Origin of the sequence: Pseudomonas sp. NPDC008258, from assembly GCF_042956345.1 — a bacterium.
Lineage (GTDB): Bacteria > Pseudomonadota > Gammaproteobacteria > Pseudomonadales > Pseudomonadaceae > Aquipseudomonas.
The window spans coordinates 26,457-50,359 of the sequence record NZ_JBIBGE010000043.1; the positions used below are offsets into that span (position 1 = coordinate 26,457).

Below are 23,903 nucleotides of genomic sequence, written 5' to 3' on the forward strand. Positions count from 1 at the left end.
TGTCTGCAAGCGCGAAACGATCAGCGGCGGCGGAACAGCGGCAGCGGCTCGTCGGTGGCGGCCTGGTAGGTCACCGAGAAGTCTTTCAGGCTTTGCAGCGCGTCTTCCGGGTCCTTGTCGGCACGGATGGCGAACGCGTCGAAGCCGCAACGGGCCATGAAGAACAGCTGGTCACGCAGCACGTCACCAATGGCGCGCAGCTCGCCCTTGAACTTGTAGCGGTCACGCAGCAGGCGCGCGTTGGAGTAGCTGCGCCCGTCGGTGAACGCCGGGAAGTTCAGCGCGATAACCTGGAAGTGCTGCACGTCTTCGCCGATTTCTTCGGCTTCTTCATCGCTGTCCAGCCAGATGCCCAGGCCGCCGTCGCGGGCCTTGAGCACGTGGGCATGGTCGCGCCACAGCTGCAGCGGAACGATATAGTCGTCGCAGTTGGTCAGTTCGTCGAAGGGCGTTTCCTTGGGCAGCAAGTGCCAGGTTTCGTCGACGATCTGGTTGTTCTTAATGATTCGCTGCATAGACGCGTTCCTTGAAGGGGTCGATGCCGATACGCTGGTAGGTGTCGATGAAACGCTCTTCCTCGGTGCGTTGTTCGACGTACACGGCGATCAGTTTCTCGATCACGTCGGCCATGGCCTCCTGGGCGAACGATGGGCCGAGGATCTTGCCCAGGCTCGCGCCGCGTGCGGCGTTGCCACCCAGCGACACCTGGTAGAACTCCTCACCCTTCTTGTCCACGCCGAGGATGCCGATGTGGCCCACGTGGTGGTGGCCGCAGGCGTTCATGCAGCCGGAGATGTTCAGGTCGATTTCACCGATGTCGAACAGGTAGTCCAGGTCGTCGAAGCGGCGCTGGATGGATTCGGCGATAGGGATCGACTTGGCGTTGGCCAGCGAGCAGTAGTCACCACCCGGGCAGCAGATGATGTCGGTCAGCAGGCCGATGTTCGGGGTGGCAAAGCCGCCTTCGCGCAGCTCCAGCCACAGCGCGTGCAGCTGGCGCTGCTCGACGTCGGCGAGGATGATGTTCTGCTCGTGCGAGGTGCGCAGGAAGCCGAAGCTGTAGCGCTCGGCCAGGTCGGCCACGGCGTCCAGCTGCTTGTCGGTCAGGTCGCCCGGAGCAACGCCGGTTGGCTTGAGCGACAGGGTCACGGCCACGTAGCCAGGGCGCTTGTGGGCGCGGGTGTTGCGCGAGCGCCAGCGGGCAAAGCCTGGGTACTCGGCGTCGTGGGCGGCGTAGTCGACGTTGTCGAGGGCCAGGTACTCGGGGTCGACGAAGTGGCGCGATACGCGCTGTACTTCCTCTTCGGTCAGGGTGGTGTTGCCGCCGCGCAGGTGGACCATTTCGGCCTCGACCTTCTCGGCGAACACTTCTGGCGTGAGTGCCTTGACCAGGATCTTGATCCGCGCCTTGTACTTGTTGTCACGGCGGCCGTAACGGTTGTACACGCGCAGGATGGCGTCCAGGTAGCTGATCAGGTCCTGCCATGGCAGGAACTCGTTGATGAACGAGCCCACCACCGGCGTACGGCCCAGGCCACCGCCGACCAATACACGGAAGCCCAGCTCGCCGGCCGCGTTGCGCACCGGCTCCAGGCCGATGTCGTGCACTTCGATGGCAGCGCGGTCTTCTTGCGAACCGTTGATGGCAATCTTGAACTTGCGCGGCAGGTAGGCGAATTCCGGGTGGAAGGTGGTCCACTGGCGGACGATTTCGCACCATGGGCGCGGGTCGATGATCTCGTCTGCGGCCACACCGGCAAACTGGTCGGTCGTGGTGTTGCGCAGGCAGTTGCCGCTGGTCTGGATCGCGTGCATCTGCACGGTGGCCAGCTCGGCGAGGATGTCGGGGATGTCTTCCAGCGCGGGCCAGTTGTACTGCACGTTCTGGCGGGTGGAAATGTGGGCATAGCCCTTGTCGTAGTCGCGAGCGATCTTGGCCAGGGTGCGGACCTGGGTGGCGTTCAGCTGGCCGTACGGCACGGCGACACGCAGCATCGGCGCGAAACGTTGGATGTAAAGGCCGTTCTGCAGGCGCAGAGGGCGGAATTCTTCTTCGCTCAGCTCACCGGCCAGGTAGCGGCGGGTCTGATCACGGAACTGCTTGACGCGGTCCTCGATGATCCGCTGATCGTACTCGTCGTATACGTACATAAAAGTCCTGTCTCAGGCATGCAGCTATTCGCGCGCACGGCCGCGCACTCCGGTACGGAGCCGTGGAAAGATAGCAGGTTGGGTTTATGCGCTAAAGTGATGTTTTTGCATATGAAAAGAACCAAATGGACTATGTGAGACTGACTGCCATTTGTGCGCTGGCCGTAGCCAGGCGTTTATAATCCGATGTTTGCTTCGCAGAGATGTATCCCCATGCTCAAGGCCCTGTGCCAAAGCTTGTGTCTTGCCCTGCCGCTGGCGGCAAACGCGCAGCCGGCGTCGGTGGTGTTCCTGAACCCGGGGCTGTCCACAGAAACGTTCTGGGCCAGCTATACCCGCTTCATGCAGGCCGCCGCAGACGAGTTGGGCATGACCCTGCGGGTGGAGTACAGCGAGCGCCGCGCCGACCTGGCCCTGAGCCAGGCCAGGTTGATTCTGAATGGGCCGCAGCGGCCGGATTACCTGGTGCTGGTCAATGAACAGTACGTGGCACCGGAAATCATGCGCCTGTCGCGCGGTACCGGGGTCAAGTTGTTACTGGTCAACAACGGCCTGACTGCCAGCCAGGCCCGCAGCATCGAGGCCCAGCCCGAAAAGTACGCCGAACCCTTGGGTACCTTGACGACCAACGACGACGAGGCGGGCTTCCAGATGTTGCACCAGATGGTCGCGCAGTTGCCGCGTGACAGCTTCCCGGTGGACCTGGTGGCCTTCGCCGGGCTCAAGAGCACACCCGCTTCGCAGCGGCGCGAAGAGGGCATGCGTCGCGCATTGGCCGACTTCCCCCAGGTGCGCCTGCGCCAGGTGGTGTACGGCGGCTGGAACCGCCAGCGAGCCTACGAGCAGGCGCAAGTGTTGCTGGAGCGCTACCCGGATACCCGCCTGGTATGGTCGGCCAATGACGAAATGGCCTTTGGGGCGATGCAGGCGTTCGAGGAAGCAGGGCGCAAGCCGGGCCGCGATGTGTTGTTCGGCGCCGTCAACAGCTCGCCCGAGGCCTTGCGTGCGCGTATCGACGGGCGCCTGAGCGTGCTGATGGGCGGGCATTTCAGCCTGGGCGGTTGGGCCATGGTGATGTTGCACGACGACGCTCAAGGGCTGGCGTTGAACCGCGACGGCTTGCGCGAGCACCGTGTGCCGTTGCTGCAATCCATTGACAAGGCCAAGGCGCAGCGTTGGCTGAAGCTGCTGGGGCGGGCCGATTATGGCGTCGATTTTCTGCAATACAGCGCCGAAGGGCGGCCGGCCAGCTACAAGTACCCGTTTTTGACGTCACCGGTCGACTATTGAAAGACCCTGCTTGAGGGAAGGGCATTGCTCGTCTTAACTGCTGGTTGTGAAGTGCATTCCCATAACCACTACAAGAGGCAATGCAATGGGAAACTCAACCAAGGTCCGCAAAGCTGACAGCAGTGTCGATGCCTGGGCGATCCTCTGCCTGATCGTCCTGGTAGTAGTCACTGCCGTGTATTGGGTCAGCCACCAGTAGACTTGTCTTCAAGACCGTGATGCAGCCAGAGCGCCTGCGGGAGGGAATCCCGCAGGCGTTTTCATGTCTAGCGGGCGGTAAGGTGCAGGGCCAGTTGCACCAGGCCGATCAGCACGGCAATGAACACCAGGGTGAACAGCGTGCCCAGCGCGATGAAATGGCTGGCCTTGCCGTGGGTGAAGTCGCGGGTGCGGTTCTTGCCGCTTTGTACGCCGAAGGCGGCGGCGAGGATGCTGTGCAGCATCTGCCAGAAGGTCGGGGGTTTGCCCTGGCTGGAATCGTCCATGGTGGCTCCTGGGGAATCAGAGGCAATCAGGGACAGTGTAGGCAATGAAAAAGGGGTTGCCTGGGCTGGCCTCTTCGCGGGCTTGCCCGCTCCCACAGGGAGCGCACTGGTTTTGAACCATGTGCAGTACCTGTGGGAGCGGGCAAGCCCGCGAAGAAGCCAGCGCAGTCTTAGCTGTCGTACCCCAGGTTAGGCGCCAACCAACGCTCGCTCACACTCACATCCTGGCCTTTGCGCGCGCTGTAGCGCTCGATCTGGTCCTTGTCGACCTTGCCCACGGCAAAGTACTGCGCCTGCGGGTGGGCAAAGTACCAGCCGCTGACGGCCGCCGCCGGGAACATCGCAAAGTGCTCGGTCAGGAATACGCCACTCGGCCCGGTTTCGCCGATGGCGGTGCCATCGAGCAGACGGAACAGCGTTTCCTTCTCGGTGTGGTCAGGGCAGGCCGGGTAGCCCGGGGCCGGGCGGATACCGCTGTACTGCTCCTTGATCAGCGCTTCGTTGTCCAGGTGCTCGTCGCGGGCATAGCCCCAGTACTCTTTACGCACCCGCTCGTGCAGCCACTCGGCGCAGGCTTCGGCCAGGCGGTCAGCCAGCGCCTTGACCATGATCGAGCTGTAGTCGTCGCCTTTGTCCTGATAGGCCTTGGCCACTTCCTCGGCACCGATGCCAGCGGTGGTGATGAACCCGCCTACATAGTCGGTGACACCGCTGGCCTTTGGTGCGACGAAGTCGGCCAGCGACCAGTTGGGCTTGCCGTCGGGCTTGATGGTTTGCTGGCGCAGGTGGTGCAGGGTGGCCAGGGCCCGGCCGTTCTCGCCGTACACTTCGATGTCGTCATCAGCCACCTGGTTGGCAGGCCAGAAGCCGAACACGGCGCGGGCGCTGATCAGCTTCTCGTTGATCAGCTTGTCGAGCATTTCGCGGGCATCCTTGTACAGCGCCGTGGCGGCTTCGCCGACCACTTCGTCGGTGAGGATACGCGGGAACTTGCCGGCCAGGTCCCAGGAGATGAAGAACGGGGTCCAGTCGATGTATTCGGCCAGGGTGCGCAAGTCGATGTCTTCCAGCACCTTGACGCCAGTGAAGGAAGGCACTGCCGGTTGGTAACCGGCCCAGTCGTACTGCGGCTTGGCAGCGATGGCCTGGCTGTAGCTCAGGCGCTCGGTGCGGGCCGTGCGGTTGGCGGTGCGCTCACGCACGTCCACGTACTCCGCGCGAGTCTTCTCGACGAAGCCTGGCTTGAGTTCCCTGGACAGCAATTGGGTGGCAACGCCTACCGCACGCGAAGCGTCGGTAACGTAGATGACCGCATCGTTGCTGTACTTCGGCTCGATCTTGACCGCAGTGTGCGCCTTGGAGGTGGTGGCCCCGCCGATCATCAGTGGCAGTTCGAAGCCCTGGCGCTGCATTTCGCGGGCAACGTGAACCATCTCGTCCAGCGATGGGGTGATCAGGCCGGACAACCCGATGATGTCGCACTTCTGTTCGCGGGCGGTTTGCAGGATTTTCTCGGCCGGCACCATCACCCCAAGGTCGACGATGTCGTAGCCGTTACAGCCAAGTACCACGCCGACGATGTTCTTGCCGATGTCGTGCACGTCGCCTTTTACCGTGGCCATCAGGATCTTGCCTTTGGCTTCCGGCTTGTCGCCCTTTTCGGCTTCGATGAACGGGATCAGGTGCGCCACCGCCTGCTTCATCACGCGGGCCGACTTGACCACCTGGGGCAGGAACATCTTGCCCGCACCAAACAGGTCGCCGACCACGTTCATGCCGTTCATCAGCGGGCCTTCGATCACTTCGATCGGGCGTGCGCACTGCTGGCGGCATTCCTCGGTGTCTTCGACGATGAACGCGGTGATGCCCTTGACCAGCGCATGCTCCAGGCGTTTTTCCACCGGCAGCGAGCGCCATTCCTCGTTTTCCACTTCCTTGGTGGCGCCGCCGCCCTTGTAGTCGTCGGCAATGGCCAGCAGTGCGTCGGTGCCGTGCGGGGTGCGGTTGAGCACCACGTCCTCTACCTTTTCGCGCAGCTCGGCTGGGATCTCGTCGTAGATCTCCAGCTGGCCGGCGTTGACGATACCCATGGTCAGGCCATTCTGGATCGCATGGAACAGGAACACCGAGTGGATCGCCTCACGCACCGGGTTGTTGCCACGGAACGAGAACGACACGTTGGACACGCCGCCCGAACTCAGCGCGTGCGGCAGGTGGTCACGGATGTAGGCACAGGCCTCGATGAAATCGACGGCGTAGTTGTTGTGCTCTTCGATACCGGTGGCGACGGCAAAGATGTTCGGGTCGAAGATGATGTCTTCCGGCGGGAAGCCCACTTCGTTGACCAGGATGTCGTAGCTGCGCTGGCAGATTTCCTTCTTGCGAGCGGCGGTGTCGGCCTGGCCGACCTCGTCGAAGGCCATGACCACCACGGCAGCGCCGTAGCGCTTGCACAGGCGGGCGTGGTGCTTGAACTGCTCGACGCCTTCCTTCATGGAAATGGAGTTGACGATGCCCTTGCCCTGGATGCACTTGAGGCCCGCCTCGATCACTTCCCACTTGGACGAGTCGATCATGATCGGCACGCGCGAGATGTCCGGCTCACCGGCAATCAGGTTGAGGAAGCGGACCATGGCGGCCTGGGAGTCGAGCATCCCTTCGTCCATGTTGATGTCGATTACCTGGGCGCCGGCCTCGACCTGCTGCAGGGCAACTTCCAGTGCTTCGGTGTAGTTCTCTTCACGGATCAGCCGGGCGAACTTGGCGGAACCGGTGATATTGGTGCGCTCGCCGACGTTGACGAACAGCGACTGGCGGTCGATGGTGAACGGTTCCAGGCCCGACAGGCGGCAGGCCTTGGCGATTTCAGGGATCTCGCGCGGCTTGTACTTGGCCACCGCTTCGGCAATGGCCTGGATGTGGCCCGGGGTGGTGCCGCAGCAACCGCCGATGATGTTCAGGAAGCCGCTGGCGGCGAACTCTTCGACCACTGCGGCCATTTCGGCCGGGGTTTCGTCGTATTCACCGAAGGCGTTTGGCAGGCCGGCGTTCGGGTGGGCGGATACGTGGGTATCGGCCTTGGTCGACAATTCTTCCAGGTACGGGCGCAGGTCCTTGGCACCGAGGGCGCAGTTCAGGCCCACGGAAATCGGCTTGGCGTGGCGCACCGAGTTCCAGAAAGCCTCGGTGGTCTGGCCCGACAGGGTACGGCCGGAGGCGTCGGTGATGGTGCCGGAAATCATGATCGGCAGTTCGACGTTGTCGTCCTCGAACACCTGCTGCACGGCAAAGATTGCCGCCTTGGCGTTCAGGGTGTCGAAAATGGTTTCGATCAGGATCAGGTCGGCGCCGCCCTCGATCAGGCCGCGGGTGGCCTCGATGTAGTTTTCTACCAGCTCATCGAAGGTGACGTTGCGGTAGCCGGGGTCGTTGACGTCCGGGGAAATCGAGCAGGTACGGCTGGTAGGGCCGAGCACGCCGGCAACGAAGCGCGGCTTGTCGGGGGTTTCCAGGGTCTTGGCATCCGCTACCTGGCGGGCAATGCGCGCGCCTTCTACGTTCAGCTCGTAGACCAGCGACTCCATGCCGTAGTCGGCCTGGGAAATCTGCGTGGCGTTGAACGTGTTGGTTTCGAGGATATCGGCGCCGGCATCCAGGTAGGCCTTTTCGATGGCAGCGATCACGTCCGGGCGGCTGAGCAGCAACAGGTCGTTGTTGCCTTTTACATCGCTTGGCCAATCGGCGAACCGCGTGCCACGATAGTCGTGTTCCTCCAGGCGGTAGCTTTGGATCATAGTACCCATGCCGCCGTCGAGGATCAGGATGCGCTCTTTGAGTGCGTTCTGGAGTGCTTGGAGACGAGCGCTGCGGTCGGACATAGGAACTACCTGGTCGGGCAAATATCAGAAGGTGCGGAATCATAACAAAGCTGCGCGGTTTTTAGGCGCATCGCCCATTTGCATGAAAACTGCTCATGTTGCTGGCGCGGTTACCAGCACCCAAGGACGACCAGGCAAACTCGTGATGGCTTTCAAGAACCAGGACTTTTCGCACATGGTGCATCGTATCCTTGCCGGCGCCTTCGCCCTGCTCATCAGCGGCGCGGTGTTCGGGCAAGCCCCCCAGTCGAGCCCGGCTATTTCCTACACCCGGGATATTCAACCGATCTTCACCGAGAAGTGCGTGGCCTGCCACGCCTGCAATGACGCTGCCTGCCAGCTGAAGCTGGAAAGCCCGGAGGGTGCGGTGCGCGGGGCCAGCAAGGTCCCGGTGTACCAGGGCGAGCGCAGCAAGGCGGTGCCTACCACGCGGCTGTTCTACGACGCCCACAGTGAAGAACAGTGGCGCAAGAAGGGCTTTTACTCGGTGCTCGACAACCAGGGCAGCCAGGCCGCGCTGATGGCGCGCATGCTGGAACTGGGGCACAAGACCCCGCTCACGCCCAACGCCAAGCTACCCGATGAGATTGTGCTGGGCCTGAGCCGCAACAACATGTGCCCCTTGCCCCATGAGTTCGACGCCTATGCCGGCGCCCACCCCAGGGAGGGCATGCCGCTGGCGGTGACCGGGCTGACCGACAAGGAGTATGACACCATGCGCCGCTGGCTGGCGGCGGGTGCGCCGGTGGAATACCAGCCGATCAAGCCAAGTGCTGCAGAAGCCTCGCAGATCGCCGACTGGGAAGAGCTGCTCAACCGCCCGGGTTCCACCGAGGCGCTGGTCGGCCGCTGGCTGTACGAGCACCTGTTCCTGGCGCACATCTACTTCGTGGGGGGTGAGCAGGGGCACTTCTTCCAGTGGGTGCGTTCGCGCACGCCGAGCGGCAAGCCGGTCGACATCATTGCCACGCGCCGCCCCAATGACCCACCCGGTACCGACTTCTATTACCGGCTGATCCCGGTGCAGGGTGTGATCGTGCACAAGACGCACATCACCTACCCGATGGGGCCGCAGAAGCTCAAGCGGGTCAAGCAGCTGTTCTACGCTGGCGACTGGCACGCCACTTCGTTGCCAGGTTACGGCCCGCGGCACCGGGCCAACCCGTTCGAAACCTTCGAGGCGATCCCCGCGGTTGCGCGCTACCAGTTCATGCTGGATAACGCCGAGTACTTCGTGCGTACCTTCATCCGTGGCCCGGTGTGCCGCGGCCAGATCGCCACCGACGTGATCCGCGACAACTTCTGGGCGCTGTTCCAGGAGCCGGCCTTCGACCGCTACATCACCGATGCCAAATACCGTGGCCAGGCAACGCCATTGCTGGCCATGCCGGGGCAGATCGATGACGTGGGCAGTGTGCTGAGCCTGTGGCATGCCTACCGTGACAAGCGCAACGAATACGAGAAGCTGCGCCGCGACGCCTACGCCGAAATGCCTGCGCCGGGCTGGTCCACCCTGTGGGCCGGTAACGACAATGCCTTGCTGAGCATTTTCCGCCACTTCGACAGCGCTTCGGTAACCAAGGGCCTGATCGGCGACGTGCCGTTGACCATGTGGCTGTTCGACTACCCGCTGTTCGAGCGCACCTACTACCAACTGGCGGTCAACTTCGATGTGTACGGCAACGTGTCGCACCAGTTGCAGACGCGCCTGTATTTCGACCTGATCCGCAACGGCGCCGAGGTCAATTTCCTGCGCCTGATGCCGGCCGACCAGCGCAAGGCGATTCTGGGCGACTGGTACCAGAACAGTGGCAAGGTGAAGATGTGGATGGATTATGAAGACATCGACACCGACACCCCGAGCGGCATCCAGCTCGACCCGCGCCATGCCAAGCGCGACTTCGGCCTGAAACTGTTGCAGCGCACCGGCAGCCTGAATGCATCGCCCGACCCGATCAACCGCTGCCAGGGCGCATTCTGCTCACGGCCGCAGATGAACGAAGAGTTCCGCAATGCCGAGCAATCACTGAGCCGCCTGGTGTCGCGCCCGGCTGCCGGGCTGAAGGTGATCAATCAGTTGCCCGAGGCAACCATGCTGCGCATCGAAGGGCAGGGCGGCCAGCGCCAGGTGTACAGCCTGCTGCGCAACCGCGCGCACAGCAACGTGGCGTTCCTGTTAGGTGAGGCGTACCGCTACCAGCCGGGGCTGGATACCCTGACCCTGTACCCGGGCGTGCTCAGCAGCTACCCCAACTTCATCTTCAACGTCCCGACCCAGGATGTGGCGGAGTTCGTCGAGGACATGGAGTATGCGAAAGACGATGCGGCCAAGTTCGAGCGCATCGTCATGCGCTGGGGCGTGCGCCGTAGTCATCCTGAGTTCTGGCGCTACTTCCATGACCTGAACAGCTTCATCAAGGAGACCCAGCCGGTGGAGGCGGGGGTGCTGGACATGAACCGCTACGAGAACCTCTGATCGGGTGGGCTGACCTTTCCCGTGAGCCTGCGGTCGGAAATGGTGGGTGGTCCGGGGGCTGCGTTGCAGCCCAATCGCCGGCAAGCCAGCTCCCACAGGTCCTGCGTCGCCTTCGGGTTTACGCGGTCCCTGTGGGAGCTGGCTTGCCGGCGATGGAGCGCACAGCGCTCCCAAAGGCCTCAATGCACCGCCAAGCGCAGGGTATTTCATGCTGTATTCGCTTCAGGCACTGCGGGCGTTCGCCGCCTGGGTGGTGGTCGGCCACCACTTCATGCAGATCTTCTTCGACTTCCACGCCACCGGCCCCATCGGCCAACTGCTCACTGACCGTGGCGCCGTAGGCGTCGACATCTTTTTCGTCATCAGCGGGCTGGTCATCTACCTGTCGACCCGCGACAAAGCTGTCGAGCCGCGCCAGTTCCTGCTTAACCGGGCACTGCGCATCATCCCGGCCTACTGGTTCTATACCGCCCTCATGGCCACGTTGCTGCTGGCCTTCAGCCAGTGGATGCCGCATCAGGAATTCGATTGGCACCACTTGTTGCTCTCGCTGCTGTTCATTCCAGCGGAAAACCCCGGTGGCTATGGCCTGTACCCAACGCTGAACGTAGGCTGGACGCTGAATTTCGAGATGTTCTTCTACCTGTTGTTCGGTCTGGCATTTCTCGTCCGCCATCGCCAATTGCAGTTGTTGATGACAGCGGCGCTACTGTTGGCAAGCGAGGTGCTGGGCCGCCTTGGCTTGCTCAGCCACTTCTACAACAACGGGATCATCTACGAGTTCCTGCTGGGTATCGGCCTGGGTGTGATCTACCGTCGCGGCCTGATTCGGCAGGGCTTGTGGATCCCACTGGCGCTGTTGGCGGTGGCGGGCTATGCGCTGTATCACCTGGATGCTTCCCAACGCCTGCTGCACTGGGGGCTGCCAAGCGCCATGATCGTGCTGGCGTTTGTGTCCATGGAGCCCTGGTTCAAAGGCAACCAGGTGCTCAAGGCGTTGGGCGACTGTTCGTATTCGGTCTACCTGATTCACGTGCTGGTGCTTTATGCCGGCTGGTTCGCCAGCGAACGGCTGGGCTTGAATCCGTACCTGGTGTTTGCCCTGTGCGTGCCGTCCATTGGACTAATGTCGTGGTTCAGCTACCAGTGGCTGGAGCGCGGCCTGTACCGGCGCATGCAAGCCTGGCTGGCGGCGCCACGGGGGCGGGCACCTGAATATGCGCTTTCCCGAGTCAAATACTAGGACTTTGTTCAATGGGCGGGTTGGCGTACACTTGGCGGCAAGTCTGTGAGGAACCTACATGAGCGCTATAACCATTACCGACGCCGCCCATGACTACCTGGCCGATCTGCTCTCCAAGCAGAATACGCCTGGCATCGGCATTCGTATTTTCATCACCCAGCCGGGCACCCAGTACGCAGAGACGTGCATTGCCTACTGCAAGCCGGGCGAAGAGAAGCCTGACGACACCGCTGTGGGTCTGAAGAGCTTCACCGCTTACCTGGACGCGGTCAGCGTACCGTTCCTGGAAGACGCACTGGTCGACTACGCCACCGACCGCATGGGTGGCCAGCTGACCATCAAGGCGCCGAACGCCAAGGTGCCGATGGTCAACGAAGACAGCCCGATCAACGAGCGCATCAACTACTACCTGCAGACCGAGATCAACCCCGGCCTGGCCAGCCACGGCGGCCAGGTCAGCCTGGTGGACGTGGTCGATGACGGCATCGCCGTGCTGCAGTTTGGGGGCGGTTGCCAAGGCTGCGGCCAGGCCGACGTGACCCTGAAGGAAGGCATCGAGCGTACCCTGCTCGAGCGTATTCCCGAGTTGAAAGGCGTGCGTGACGTGACTGACCACACTCAGAAAGAAAACGCCTACTACTGATGCCTTAGCAACAAACTGTTACTGTTTCAACCCCTGCGACAACAGGCCGCAGCCCGTATTCAAAGGGCTGCAGGCCTTCCCCGCCTTGGTCGGGTAGAACCCCTTGGGGTGTCATGCCAGAATGCCCCGGTTTTTCAGCCAGCCCGTCCCGAGGGCCGGCACCTTCCCTGTAAAGGATGGTTTCATGAATGATCTATATACCCGGCGCGCAGTTGTCGCCGGGATGGGCGTTCTCGGGCTTGGCCTGCTGGCAGGCTGTAGCCCGGCCCGGGGGCTCGAGTTCAAGTACGGCAAGAACATGAGCAACGAAATCCTCGGTCGCAAGTTCAGCCTCAAAGACCCGCAAGGTAACGTGCGCACCCTGTCGAGCTTCTACGGCAGCATGCCGATGGTGTTCTTCGGCTTTACCCAGTGCCCGGCCGTTTGCCCGACCACCCTGGCGCGTGCGGCCCAGATCCGCAAACTGCTCAAAGGCCGTGACCGTGACCTGTTCCAGGTGGTGTTCATCACCCTGGACCCGGAGCGTGACACGCCCGAAGTGCTCGATGCCTACGTCAAAGCCTTCGACCCCACGTTCACCGCACTCACAGGTACCCCCGAGGAAATCGCGGCGGTGGCCAAGGAGTTCAAGGTGTTCTACGAAAAGGTTCCGGCCGGCGACACCTACACCATCTCTCACTCGTCCACCAGCTACGTCTACGATACACGTGGCACCCTGCGCCTGAGCCTGGGCCATTCCCTGAACGCCAAGGAATGTGCCGAAGACCTGGTCACCCTGATGGAGATCTGCTGAATGTCGATGCAACCGATCAAACGTGGCCTGGCTGCCCTGGTACTGATGGGCCTGGCCCTGCCAGCTCTGGCCCAGACCACCGTGAGCGATGCCTGGGTGCGTGCCAGCGTGCCGCACCAGCAGTCCACCGGTGCCTTCATGACCCTGACCGCCAGCAGCGACAGCAAGCTGGTGAGCGTGGCTTCGCCGGTGGCCAGGAGCGTGCAGGTGCACGAGATGACCATGAACGGCGACGTGATGGGCATGCGTGAGGTCAAGGCCGTCGAGTTGCCGGCCGGCAAAGCCGTGACCCTGGACCCGAATGGCCTGCATGTGATGTTGATGGGCCTGAACAATCAGGTGAAGGAAGGCGAGAAAGTACCGCTGACCCTGACCATCGAGGATGCCAAAGGGGCCAAGGAAACCCTCGACGTGCAAGCTGAAGTACGTGCGCTCAACGCCGAAGCCGGCGGTGGGCATGACCACATGCACATGAAACACTGACAGACCAAGGGGCCGCATGTAGCGGCCCTTTGCTTTTTCAGCTGCGGCTTTCAGCTACGAAAGCGCGGCAGCGGCCTGTCGAGGGTCAGCGAGGTGAGGGTCTTTCGCACCTGGGCCTCATCGGCCTCCAGCGCCTTCAGGCTTGCGCGAATCTTGCCGGCAGCGGGCACATCGCCCTGCCGGTCGATCCAGTCGGCAATCTCCTTGCAGGCACTGCTCAGGCAGGCCTGGCGCTGGTTCATCAGCGACAGGAGGGTGGTGAGCTCTCTTTCGGACATGGCAGGATCCTCCAATTCAGCCTTGTCAGTGTAGCAGAGGGTTGGCGGGGCTCTTGTTGCGTTTGCAGGTGGCGCTGACCAGGCGAAAAGCTAGCACCTCAAGTAACAGAAAGTTACTTGATACCTGCACTGACAGTGTCGGTATTGTTACAACTTTGGCGTTGAGTTTAGTCGTGGCTAGGTTTTAGATTGAATGGATCTATTCACGCTGACTGAAGGTAATAACGCCCAATGCAAGCGTTACTTCTCAACTCTGGAACGCGCTCGCTTTCGTTGAGCTATTGGTTTTCCAAATGCGGTGAGTTTGCCTTTGAAGCGGCATTCGCCGTGAGCATCGTTTTACTGAGCGATGCGGATTTGCTGCTGATTGGCATCGCTTACTTTTTTCGTTACTTGCCGTGTATGCTGTTTTCTCCCTTAGGCGGCTGGCTGGCAGATAACACAAACAAAAAACGAACACTGTTTGTGGTCGAGTTGGTTAAATGCATGCTGGCGCTGGCGTTCTTTGCCCTGTTCAGTCTGTTCACGCCAGCGTTTCCAGTGTTGGTGGGCTTTGCAATGGTCATGACGGCGCTTGAGTGCCTTTATGCGCCTACGTTTCGCGCGTACTTTCCGGACCTTGTAGAAAAGGACCAGTTAGCTTCGGTCAACAGCGGTATTCAGGTGATCGAAGATGTTGCCTCGATTTTGGGGCCGCTGGTGTTCTCGGCCTGCGCACTGTTCTTGTCTCGCGATGCAACCTTCTTGTTCTTTGCAATATGCCTGGTGTTGTCTGTCATTTTCATTTCGACGCTGGGGCCGGCCCGGCGAGCCGCTCGACAGCCATTCGATGGGGGCGCTCTTATTCGCGATACGGTACGCAGTGTAGGTCAGCTCAGGGCCGGCAATGCACCGCTGTTTGCGGTTATTGGCTGTACTACACTATGCGCGATGTTCGCCACCTCGGTGATTCGTTTCATTCTTCCGGCTTCGGTGCTGGAAAACTTCGACTCAGAGGCGGCAGTGGGTTACGTATTCTCACTGCTGGCAGCAGGTACCGTGATGGGAGGGATGCTCTATACACGCTTCAATCCGCGCACGACCGCACGTTTGGTACTGCGTTACTGGGTGCTGTACGGCGCACTGTTTTTTGCAGCAGCAGTGGCGTTGCAGTTCAATAATTGGCTTTTTTTGCTAGTGCTGTTCCTGGTCGGCTTTATTGGCGCGTTTGTAGATATCGCCATCGTGACTAATATTCAGTACTTGTCAAATGAGGATGAGGTTGGCAGAAACTTCTCCCTTTATTACTTCACCGCCGTCCTTGGGGATGCCGTTTCAGGGTTGGTTGCCAGCCTGGTCTTCTTGCTTGCTGGGCCAGCCACCTTGATATGGATGACGTTCATGTTGTTTATCGCGCCAGTGCGCTGGAACCTGAGGGGGCGTGCCCTGGATACAGACAACCGTGCATAGCGCGTCGTTGTTGGCGGGCTAAACAGATTGAACGCATGCCTGCCGATACGCCCCCGGCGTCACCCCGTAGGCTTGCTTGAACTGCCGGCTCAAATGGCTCTGGTCGGCAAAACCAAGGTCGAAGGCCACCTCCGAAGCAACCAGGCCGCTCTTCAGCATCTCCCGTGCGCGGGCCAGGCGGCGTTGCTTCAGCCAGGCGTGCGGCGGCAGGCCGGTGGCCTGGCGGAACACCCGGGCGAAGTGGAACGGCGACAGGTTGACGGCCGCCGCCAGCGCTTCGAGCGAGGGCGGGTCGGCCAGCTGGCTTTCCAGCAGTTCGCGGGCGCGGGCCACGGCCAGGGGTTCGTGGCCGGGGGCCAAGGGTTCGGCGCATTGCCCGTGCCGTTGCACCAGGGCCAGTACCGCCTGGCGCCAGGCAGTTTGCTGCTGTAGCGCGCTGGCGCCGGCTTCGGACAGCTGGTGCAGCTGGCTGAAGGCGAGGGCCAGGGCAGGGTCGTGGATTACGCTGTCCTTGAAGCTGGGCATGCCGTGGCGGCCCAGCTCCAGTTCGTCCAGCACGCCGGTTACCCGCTCGTGCTCGGGATAGAAGCCGCGATAGCGCCAGCCCGCTTCATGGGCCGTGGCGCCGGTATGCAGCTCGTCGGGGTTGATCAGCACCATGCTGCCGACCGGTGCCAGGTGCTCGCTACCGCGGTGCCAAAAACGTTGGGCGCCCGATTCGATCACGGTGAACACGTAGCCTTCGTGCACATGCGGGGCGAAACGCTGCTGGAAATAACGCGCATGCAGCATCTCGACGTCGCCAAGGGCCGGCGCCTGCCAGAGGTGTGTCTGCTCGCGCAGGGGCGTGGTCATGCCAGCCAGCTGCGCAGGAAGAAGAAGATCAACATGCTCACCAGCATGCTCAGCAATACGCTACGGGTCAACAGCACCAGGGCGATGGCCACCAGTGAACCCAGCAGGTAAGGGTTGAGCAGGCTCAGGTTCAACTGGTGGTCGGGCATGAAGATGATCGGGCCGCAGATGGCGGTGAGCATGCCGGGCACGGCAAAGCCAAGAAACTGCCGGGCGTTGGAGCTAAGGCGCAGGGGCAGGCGCGGCTCCAGGAATGCATAGCGGTTGAGGAACACGATGGCGCCCATGGCGAAAATCAGGATCCAGGTCATGCTCGGGCTCCGGCAAATTTCTGGCAGATGAACCCGGCGCCCATGCCCAGCAGGCCTGCGGCCACCAGGGCGGTTTCCCAGTGCCAGTGGCTGAACAGCACCGAGCAGAACAGCGACACGGCTACGCAGACAACCGTGGGCAGGTTGCGCACCAGCGGTGCGATCAGGGCGACGAAGGTGGCGACGATGGAAAAGTCCAGGCCGAACTGGTCCAGGTGGGGAATGTTCTGGCCCAGCAGGATGCCGGCCAGGGTGAACAGGTTCCAGGCGACGTAGAACGTCAGGCCCACCCCCAAAGCGTACCAGCGGTTGAATTGCTGCTGGTCGTACTGGCTGGTCAGGGCAAAGAACTCGTCGGTGAGCAGAAAACCCAGGCCCAGGCGCCAGCGCAGCGGCTGGCTGGACAACACCGGGCGCATCGACAGGCCATAAAGCAGGTGCTGTGAGGTCAGCAGCAGGGTGGTGAGCAGGATCGACGCCAGGTTGGCGCCGCCCTTGAGCATGCCGATCGCGACCAGCTGTGCGGCACCGGCGAAGACGATGGCCGATAGGCCTTGCCCCTGCCAGGCACTGAGGTTGGCCTCGATGGCCATGGAGCCCGCCAGCAGGCCCCATGGGGCGACGGCGAGGGACAACGGCATGATGGCGATGGCGCCGTGGAGGAAGGCTTGACGAGCAATGTGGGGCATGATGGCTGCAATGCGTGTACGAGGCAGAGCAGCATGCCAGACGGGGCAGGGGGATGGCTTGAACGATCTTGCTGACCGGCTTCGATTTCAAGGCAGACACAAGCCCCAGTGGGGCCGCGTCTGGCCGAGGATTATGGATGACTGCTCAGGCGCTGTTGCGCCGTCACGCAGCCGTTGATCTCCACGGCTTTCTGCAACAGGCTGGGGCGGTGCTGTGGGTCCAGGTCGCCGAGCAGGCGGTAGACCTCGGCCTGGTAGTCGCGCTGGCGCCCCCACAGCATGTCCAGGCCTTGCGGTCGGCTGCGGCTGCAGGCCAGGCGGGTTGCGGGTTGCGGGTAATAGGGGGCGTACACGGTGGCCATGCTGGGGATGGCCTCCAGCGCTGCGCGGTACTCGCTGCTGGTGTTGTAGGGCCGGCACCAGGTGGCGATGGCGGGCGCGGGGGCGGCAAAGCCCTGCTTCAGGCTGGCTTCGAGCAATGGGCAGGCAGCATCTGGAATTTGCGCGGCAGGCAGATACGTCATGTAATACAGCGCCAGGCGGTACTGCGCGACCGGGTGGCCCAGTTCTACCGATTTTTTCAGCAGGGCGACCGCTGTTGGCAGGGTGTGGGCCATGGCCTGGCCCTGGCGATTAAGCTCGGGGTCGCTGCCCACAACGGTGCGCAGCATGCCGGCATCGTCGCCCTGGTTATCGGCTTGCTCCAGCAGGGGCAAGGCCTGGCGGTAGAGCAGGTCGGCATGAGGGTCGATACGCACCTCAAGCGCATGCGCAGCCAGCGGCATCAGGGCGACCAACAGCGTGGGCAGGCGTCGCATGCGGCTCACAGCCAGGCCCCTTGGGCGGCCAGGCAAGAATGGACGGCTTCGATGTTAATGGCGGTCAAGCGTACGCCTCGGGCAAATCGGAACGACTGCCTATTCTAGCCACCCAAGGAGCCGGCCGGAAGACCACTCGGCAACTGTCAGACGAGCTTGATCGGCGTGACCTTGCGCTGGGTGTGTTTTTCCTGGGCCAGGCCAAGCTTGGCTGTTATGACTTTGGCCAAGGCATTGTTACCCAGGTCGTTCAGGTGCAGCCGGTCGATGAACAGGTCGGCGCCAAATACCGGCGAACTGCTGAGCATGCCGTTCATGTCGTAGCAGGGTACCGGGTCGGCCTGGCTCTTGATGCGGCGGAAAAACGCCGAATGCAACTGGCTGTCGAAGGTACCTTCCAGCAGCCGGTCGAAGTGCGCGGGTTGCTGCTGCAGCGCAGTCAGCATGGCCTGCTCGCCGGCGGGCAGGGTATCCCGGCACCATGGCAACAACGGTTGCAGGATGAAGGTGAGGGTGGCGTGGCTATCTGCCAGCAGCCGGTCCCATTGGCGCAAGGTACGGCCTATGGTGTCGGCAGCGCGGGCCAGGCGCTTTTCCGGGGGCGACAGCGGCCAATTGGCCGGGGGCTCGGCCGGGGGCGTGGCCAGGGCCTTGCCGATGCGCCGCCACAGCGATTGCCGTGGGGGTGGCGCGGCAGGCTGCATGCCTTCGCTGAAACTGTTGAGGAAATCCTGATAGGCCTTGGCCTGCTGCGGATCGCTGGGGCTGGCAAGCACCTCGCACAGGGCTTCGTGGGCCAGGCTGTTGAGGCCGCTGAGCACTACCACGTGACCGAGTTGGCCAAGGCGGTGCTGGTGGGTCAGGAACATCAGCAGCTCCTGGCTGGCATTGAGCCCGCAACCGGCCAGGCTCAGCCAGACCTCGCCGGTGAGCATCGACAGGTGCGAGGCTACCGTGTGTTCATCGGAACTGGCGCCGATACCCAAGGCCGTGGAGCCGCCGACCAGCAAGTTGATACGTGAGGCGCCGCCGCGTTCGGCCGCCGAAAAGCGTTTGCCGGCACAATGGCTGTAGCGCAAACCCAGGGCATCGGTGTTGATGGTGCCGGACCGGTAGCCGGTTTCATGCACGCGCAGGGTGTGGGGGGCACGCCGGCTGCCTAGCAGCAGAAAGCGCTGGTAGTCCTGTTGCAACGGCGAAGGAGCCGGGCTCGTGTCAATCGCGGTCATGCTCTCTCCTTCGCTTACGCTTCACGTTCAGGCCGCCAGTTCCTTGAGGTTGTACAGCAGGCCGCCGGCAGCGATCAGTATCAGGGCAACGCCCGAGGCCAGGCTGATGACGCGATTGCTGCGCTGCGACGCAATCTTGCCGATGGCAAAGATGTACAGGCTGAGCACGGCGAAATCGATGGCAACCCACAGCAGCGACAGCACCACCATGCTTTTGCCGAACGACTCGGTGATCTGGATGAACTGCGGGAAGAAGGCGATGAAGAAAATGATGTCCTTGGGGTTGGATATGCCCACCATGAAGCCTTGCATCAGCCCACCCCGGCCAGCCTTGGGGGCTTCGTTCGCGGCTTGCGGGGTAGGCGCCTTGAGGGCGTCCCTGAGCGTGCCCACGGCGATGTAGCCGATGAACAGGCACCCGAGCAGGCTCATGGCGCTGAGCCAGGCCTTGTCGATGGCGGCGCTGGTGAGGATGATCCAGGCTGCAGCGCCGATCAGCACCAGTGACGCCCAGTTGGTACCAACGGCGGTGAACATGGCCTTGCGCGAGCCGGAGGCGGCCGCGGTGTTGACGATCAGCGCCACCACCGGGCCGGGGGTGGCGATGAGCAGCAGGACGGTGAGGGCATAGGTGGCGGTGAGTGCGGTATTCACGGTCAGTTCTCGATCAGTAAGTCGGGTGTCGGCTGGTGTGCGGTATGGGCGTGGAACGGGCAGCGTGACGGGTTGAGCGAGCCTGCCTCCTGCAGTTGGTACTGCTTCCATTCGTAGTTGTCGGTATCGCCGAAGAAGCCAAGGGTGTCGGGCACGACGCCGTCGTTGTAGTGGTGCACGCGCTCGCGGATGCGCTCGCGGATTCGCTTGCCACTCTCGGTGTTGGCGTTGGCCACTTCGTCGAAGTTTTCCCGCGGGTTGATAACGAACGTGATGTGGTGCCCCAGGTTGCGGCTTTTCATCTGCTGGTGGCCGGGGAAGTTCATGTTGATGAACAGCGGCATGCCGGCATAGCAGAACGACCAGCCATTGTCGTCGGGGTCGGTCGGGATGCCCTGCGGCCATGGATGCGGGTCGCGTGCATGCACGCCACGCAGCACTTTCCAGGCCAGTGCCTGCTGTTCGGCCAAGGTGTAGTCGGCGGCGGTTTCGAGAAACACCACCAGCGGGCTGCCGATGCGCTGCTTGGGCGCTATCGGGGCGATGGTGCGCACGTAGTCGGCCAGGCCCTGGGCGATGTCATCGGCCAGTTGCTCGGCGCGGGCGAAAAGTATGTGGCAGGTTTGGCCGTTGACTGCCTTGCGGCCGAACAGGCAGGGGAAGTCGGGGTTGGCAAGGATACTGCGAAAATGTTCTATGGTTGTGTAAGTCCAGTGTTGCAGATTGCGGTCATGTTCAGCAGTTAGCTCCAGCGCATCCAGGCGATAGCAATTTCCATATCCCGTAAACATGATTTCCCCAGGCGTTAATTAAGTGAACGTTCCAGTCACATGCAGGCAGGATCTTGGTTATGTTTGATATTTACCTGCATTTTCCGAAACGCTCCCGACGTTGTAAAACGCGTGGAACTATGACCTACTATTAGTCTTACTCATGCTCGGGACGCCGCCATGTCGGAACGGATTCAGGCCTTGCACGCCCTGCGTGCCTTTGAGGTGGCCTCTCGCTATGGTTCTTTTACCCGTGCGGCAGAGGAACTGGCCCTGACCCAAGGGGCCGTCAGCCATCACATCAAGACGCTTGAGGCCATGTTCGGCTGTGACCTGTTTGAACGCCGTGGGCCCAAGCTCAGCCTGACCGAGCATGGCCGGCTACTGGCGCAAGAGCTCAAGATTGGCTTCAAGATCATCGAAAATGCCTGCGCATTGCTGCGTCAGGACCGCTATGGCCTGCGCCTGAAAGCCCCGTCCACGCTCACGGTGCGCTGGCTGCTGCGGGCGCTGGATGCGTTCAAGAAGGCCGATGACAACTGCAGCGTGCAGCTGTCCAGCGTGTGGATGGACATCGACACCGTGGACTTCTATTCCGAGCCCTACGACTGCGCCATCCTGTTGGCCAGCGGGCGTTTCCCTGCTGATATCGAAAGCTTCAAGCTGTTCGATGAATGGCTGATCCCGGTGTGCCACCCCGATTACATGTCGCAAGTGCAACCCGAACTGGCCGACCTGACCCAATGCGAGTTCCTGCACCCGTCCCCCGACCGGCGTGATTGGCGGCGCTGGCTGGCACGCATGGATGCGCTGGACATCAGCATCGACCAGGGGCAGGTGTTCGACACCCTCGACCAGGGCATTTCCGCTGCCCAGCAAGGCTTGGGTATTTCAGTGGTCGACCTGGTCCTTGCCAGTGCCGACCTGGCGGCCGGGCGGCTGGTTACGCCGTTCAAGCACGCGGTGGCCACCGGCGACGGCTACTACATGACCTGGCTCAAGGCCAGCCCCAAGGCGCGGCAGATGCACAAGCTGCGCGACTTCCTGCTTGGCCAGGTACCACCGCTGGCCTACAAGGACATCAACTACCTGTACGGTTGAACACCCGTTCGAGCATGAAGTCGATGAACACCCGCAACTTCGGCGGCATCTGCCGCCCGGACGGCCACAGCAGATAGAAGCTGCCGCGCCGCTCCATGAAACTGTCGAGTACGGTGACCAGCGCGCCATTGCCCAGTTCGCGGCGCACGGTGAAGTCGGGCAGGCAGGTGATGCCGCGGTGGTTGACGGCAAAGCAGACGCGCGTCTCGACATGGTTGCATACCATCGAAATGGGGATGTCGTAGGCTTGATCGGGGTGCTCCTGGCGCAGCGGCCAGGTTTCCAGCTTGCCGTTGCTGGGGAAGCGGTAATGCAGGCAGGTGTGCGCCGCCAGATCGCGCGGGTGCAGGGGCGTGCCGCGTTCGCGCAGGTACTCCGGCGAGGCCACCAGGCGGTGCTGGAAGTGCCCTAGAAACTTGGCGTTGAGCCGCGAATCCACCGGCTGCCCGCCGCGCATTACCACATCAAAGCCTTCGCCAACGATATCCACAATACGGTCGGAAAAGTCCAGGTCCAGCTCCACCTGCGGGTACAGCGCCATGAACTCGGCCAGCGCCGGCATCACCAGCCCGGTGACTTGCGGCATGCTCACGCGCAGGCGGCCACGTGGGGTTTCGCTGGCCTGCGACAGTTCCTGCTCGGTGGCCTCGATTTCCGCCAGGATGCGCCTGCTGCGCTCAAGGAACAGCGTGCCCTCGGCAGTGAGGGTGATGCTGCGCGTGCTGCGGTGGAACAGGCGCACACCCAGGCGGTTTTCCAGCCGTGCCACGCGTTTGCCCACGGCCGAGGCACTGATGCCCAACGACTGGCCAGCGGCGACGAAGCTGCGGGTTTCGGCCACCCGATTGAAGACCACGAAGCCGCTGAGGCTGTCCATGCTGCATTCCCGATTGCGGACATAAGTGTCCGAGGTGAATGGCATTGTAACCGTCTTTTTCCGCAATGGCCGTAGCTTGCAGACTGTTTGCCTCGTTTCCTACTCAAGGCATTTGCAATGTCCCAGACATCCTCCGCACCGTTGCTGAGCGCCAGCAGCGAACGCCTGCCTCTCAGCGGGCTACTGGCGCTGGCCATGACCGGCTTCATCGCCATCCTCAGCGAAACCCTGCCGGCAGGCTTGCTCGACCAGATCGCCGACGGCATGCACATCAGTCAGGCAATGGCGGGGCAATGGGTCACGGCCTATGCGCTGGGCTCCTTGTTGACGGCAATCCCGCTGGTGACCCTGACCCAGGGTTGGTATCGCCGCAAGGCGCTGTTGCTGGCGATCGTCGGCTTCGTGTTGTTCAACGGGCTGACGGCCTTGTCGACCTCCAACGGCCTGACCCTGGTGCTGCGTTTTTTCACCGGTGCGGCAGCCGGGCTGGCCTGGGGCCTGATCGCCGGGCACGCCCGGCGCATGGTGCCGGTAGCCCAGCAGGGCCGGGCCATGGCGTTGGCCATGCTTGGCCAGCCGATTGCCTTGTCGCTCGGGCTGCCCATCGCCACCTGGTTGGGCGCAGGGCTGGGCTGGCGTGCAACGTTTGTGGTGGTCACTTTGGTGGCGTTGCTGCTGGTGGTGTGGGTGCTGCGCTCGGTGCCTGAGTACCCGGGGCATGCTGCCGGCAAGCGCCCGGCGGCCATGCAGGTGCTGCGCACGCCGGGGGTGTTGGTCGTGTTGCTGGTGATCCTGAGCTGGATTCTTGGCCACAACATTCTCTACACCTACATTGTGCCGCTGCTGGCGGCGGCCGGCATGGCTGCGGACATTGGTCCGGTGTTGATGGTATTTGGCCTGTCGGCGCTGGCCGGCATCGGTCTGGTGGGGGCGCTGGTCGACCGTCATTTGCGCAAGCTGGTGTTGTTGAGCCTGGCCGGTTTTGCCTTGGCGACACTGGCATTGGGGCAGGCATCTTCGTGGTGGATGTATGTGAGCATTGCCTTGTGGGGTTTGACCTACGGTGGTGCACCGACCCTGCTGCAGACGGCTTGTGCCGATGCGGCGGGCGAGGGCGGTGATGTGGCGCAATCGATGTTGGTGACGGTATGGAACAGCGCTATTGCCCTGGGCGGGATCATTGGCGGATTGCTGCTGGGCGGGGTAGGGGTGGAAGGCTTTGGCGGGGTGGTACTGGTGTTGATCGCATTGGCCTGGGTGCTCGCGTTTGTCGGGCGGCGGAGCGGGTTTGTGGCTGCGAGGCGTCAGGCATAAGGTATGGGGCGCCTGTGAGATCGAGCGCCGCCCGCGCGGCGCATCGCGAGCAAGCTCGCTCCTACATTTGTTTCGGGCCAGTTACGCCTGTGCCATGCGCGCGCGACCGCCTTGTT

The 23,903-nt window shown here is 62.3% G+C and carries 22 protein-coding genes; 9 read left to right on the forward strand and 13 right to left on the reverse strand.

Going from position 1 to position 23,903, the window contains the following annotated elements; translation table 11 throughout:
* Positions 1–20: 20 nt before the first annotated feature.
* Both ACFY9W_RS25930 and ACFY9W_RS25935 read right to left on the reverse strand, forming a co-directional pair.
* Positions 21–515 (reverse strand): DUF934 domain-containing protein, encoded by a 495-nt coding sequence (locus tag ACFY9W_RS25930; protein WP_391136700.1) that lies wholly within the window; start codon positions 513–515, stop codon positions 21–23.
* Positions 499–2,151, reverse strand: coding sequence for a nitrite/sulfite reductase (locus tag ACFY9W_RS25935; RefSeq protein ID WP_391136703.1), 1,653 nt, complete (start codon positions 2,149–2,151; stop codon positions 499–501). Before ACFY9W_RS25935 ends, ACFY9W_RS25930 begins: the two co-directional genes overlap by 17 nt.
* 213 nt (positions 2,152–2,364) lie before the next feature.
* On the opposite strand from ACFY9W_RS25935, the gene ACFY9W_RS25940 reads away from it, so the two are divergent.
* Complete coding sequence (locus tag ACFY9W_RS25940; protein ID WP_391136706.1) at positions 2,365–3,441, forward strand: substrate-binding domain-containing protein; 1,077 nt, start codon at positions 2,365–2,367, stop codon at positions 3,439–3,441.
* 266 nt (positions 3,442–3,707) lie between these two features.
* Here ACFY9W_RS25940 and ACFY9W_RS25945 read toward each other — a convergent pair whose 3' ends face one another.
* Together ACFY9W_RS25945 and metH are read right to left on the reverse strand one after the other, a co-directional pair.
* Positions 3,708–3,926, reverse strand: a complete 219-nt coding sequence (locus ACFY9W_RS25945; protein WP_391136709.1) for a DUF2970 domain-containing protein — start codon at positions 3,924–3,926, stop codon at positions 3,708–3,710.
* A gap of 170 nt (positions 3,927–4,096) precedes the next feature.
* Complete coding sequence (metH, locus tag ACFY9W_RS25950; protein ID WP_391136712.1) at positions 4,097–7,804, reverse strand: methionine synthase; 3,708 nt, start codon at positions 7,802–7,804, stop codon at positions 4,097–4,099.
* Positions 7,805–7,979: 175 nt separating this feature from the next.
* Between metH and ACFY9W_RS25955 the strand changes: the two genes are divergently transcribed.
* The 5 genes from ACFY9W_RS25955 (at position 7,980) to ACFY9W_RS25975 (ending at position 13,442) form a co-directional block, all read left to right on the forward strand.
* Entirely contained in the window at positions 7,980–10,280 is a 2,301-nt protein-coding gene (locus ACFY9W_RS25955; protein ID WP_391136765.1) for a fatty acid cis/trans isomerase, read from the forward strand.
* Positions 10,281–10,488: 208 nt separating this feature from the next.
* The gene (locus ACFY9W_RS25960) at positions 10,489–11,523 is read left to right on the forward strand and encodes an acyltransferase family protein (protein WP_391136715.1); all 1,035 of its coding nucleotides are present in this window, start codon (positions 10,489–10,491) and stop codon (positions 11,521–11,523) included.
* A gap of 58 nt (positions 11,524–11,581) precedes the next feature.
* Positions 11,582–12,166, forward strand: a complete 585-nt coding sequence (gene nfuA, locus ACFY9W_RS25965; protein WP_012271640.1) for a Fe-S biogenesis protein NfuA — start codon at positions 11,582–11,584, stop codon at positions 12,164–12,166.
* 184 nt (positions 12,167–12,350) lie between these two features.
* A complete protein-coding gene (locus ACFY9W_RS25970; RefSeq protein WP_391136719.1) occupies positions 12,351–12,959 on the forward strand; it encodes an SCO family protein in 609 nt (202 codons plus the stop codon).
* Positions 12,960–13,442 (forward strand): copper chaperone PCu(A)C, encoded by a 483-nt coding sequence (locus tag ACFY9W_RS25975; protein ID WP_391136722.1) that lies wholly within the window; start codon positions 12,960–12,962, stop codon positions 13,440–13,442.
* Positions 13,443–13,492: 50 nt separating this feature from the next.
* Here ACFY9W_RS25975 and ACFY9W_RS25980 read toward each other — a convergent pair whose 3' ends face one another.
* Positions 13,493–13,720 (reverse strand): hypothetical protein, encoded by a 228-nt coding sequence (locus ACFY9W_RS25980; protein WP_003250422.1) that lies wholly within the window; start codon positions 13,718–13,720, stop codon positions 13,493–13,495.
* A gap of 231 nt (positions 13,721–13,951) precedes the next feature.
* Here ACFY9W_RS25980 and ACFY9W_RS25985 point away from each other — a divergent pair, with 231 nt between their 5' ends.
* Positions 13,952–15,169: an MFS transporter gene (locus tag ACFY9W_RS25985; protein WP_391136725.1), complete on the forward strand. Its 1,218-nt coding sequence runs from the start codon at positions 13,952–13,954 to the stop codon at positions 15,167–15,169.
* Positions 15,170–15,187: 18 nt separating this feature from the next.
* Here the strand turns inward: ACFY9W_RS25985 and ACFY9W_RS25990 are convergent, their stop codons facing one another.
* The 7 genes from ACFY9W_RS25990 to ACFY9W_RS26020 form a co-directional block, all read right to left on the reverse strand.
* Positions 15,188–16,024, reverse strand: a complete 837-nt coding sequence (locus ACFY9W_RS25990) for an AraC family ligand binding domain-containing protein (protein ID WP_391136728.1) — start codon at positions 16,022–16,024, stop codon at positions 15,188–15,190.
* Positions 16,021–16,335 (reverse strand): AzlD domain-containing protein, encoded by a 315-nt coding sequence (locus ACFY9W_RS25995; RefSeq protein WP_016714697.1) that lies wholly within the window; start codon positions 16,333–16,335, stop codon positions 16,021–16,023. Before ACFY9W_RS25995 ends, ACFY9W_RS25990 begins: the two co-directional genes overlap by 4 nt.
* On the reverse strand, positions 16,332–17,024 hold the full coding sequence (locus ACFY9W_RS26000; protein WP_391136732.1) for an AzlC family ABC transporter permease: 693 nt from the start codon (positions 17,022–17,024) through the stop codon (positions 16,332–16,334). Before ACFY9W_RS26000 ends, ACFY9W_RS25995 begins: the two co-directional genes overlap by 4 nt.
* A gap of 131 nt (positions 17,025–17,155) precedes the next feature.
* On the reverse strand, positions 17,156–17,851 hold the full coding sequence (locus tag ACFY9W_RS26005) for a sel1 repeat family protein (protein ID WP_391136735.1): 696 nt from the start codon (positions 17,849–17,851) through the stop codon (positions 17,156–17,158).
* A 137-nt stretch (positions 17,852–17,988) separates the two neighbouring features.
* Positions 17,989–19,071: a hypothetical protein gene (locus ACFY9W_RS26010; RefSeq protein ID WP_391136738.1), complete on the reverse strand. Its 1,083-nt coding sequence runs from the start codon at positions 19,069–19,071 to the stop codon at positions 17,989–17,991.
* A gap of 27 nt (positions 19,072–19,098) precedes the next feature.
* Positions 19,099–19,725, reverse strand: a complete 627-nt coding sequence (locus tag ACFY9W_RS26015) for a LysE family transporter (RefSeq protein ID WP_391136741.1) — start codon at positions 19,723–19,725, stop codon at positions 19,099–19,101.
* A 2-nt stretch (positions 19,726–19,727) separates the two neighbouring features.
* On the reverse strand, positions 19,728–20,516 hold the full coding sequence (locus ACFY9W_RS26020; RefSeq protein ID WP_391136744.1) for a YqcI/YcgG family protein: 789 nt from the start codon (positions 20,514–20,516) through the stop codon (positions 19,728–19,730).
* A 159-nt stretch (positions 20,517–20,675) separates the two neighbouring features.
* On the opposite strand from ACFY9W_RS26020, the gene ACFY9W_RS26025 reads away from it, so the two are divergent.
* A complete protein-coding gene (locus tag ACFY9W_RS26025) occupies positions 20,676–21,596 on the forward strand; it encodes a LysR substrate-binding domain-containing protein (protein ID WP_391136747.1) in 921 nt (306 codons plus the stop codon).
* Here ACFY9W_RS26025 and ACFY9W_RS26030 read toward each other — a convergent pair.
* Complete coding sequence (locus ACFY9W_RS26030; protein WP_391136750.1) at positions 21,577–22,473, reverse strand: LysR substrate-binding domain-containing protein; 897 nt, start codon at positions 22,471–22,473, stop codon at positions 21,577–21,579. The genes ACFY9W_RS26025 and ACFY9W_RS26030 overlap by 20 nt on opposite strands.
* A 117-nt stretch (positions 22,474–22,590) precedes the next feature.
* Between ACFY9W_RS26030 and ACFY9W_RS26035 the strand changes: the two genes are divergently transcribed.
* Complete coding sequence (locus ACFY9W_RS26035; RefSeq protein ID WP_391136753.1) at positions 22,591–23,787, forward strand: MFS transporter; 1,197 nt, start codon at positions 22,591–22,593, stop codon at positions 23,785–23,787.
* Positions 23,788–23,903: the final 116 nt, after the last annotated feature.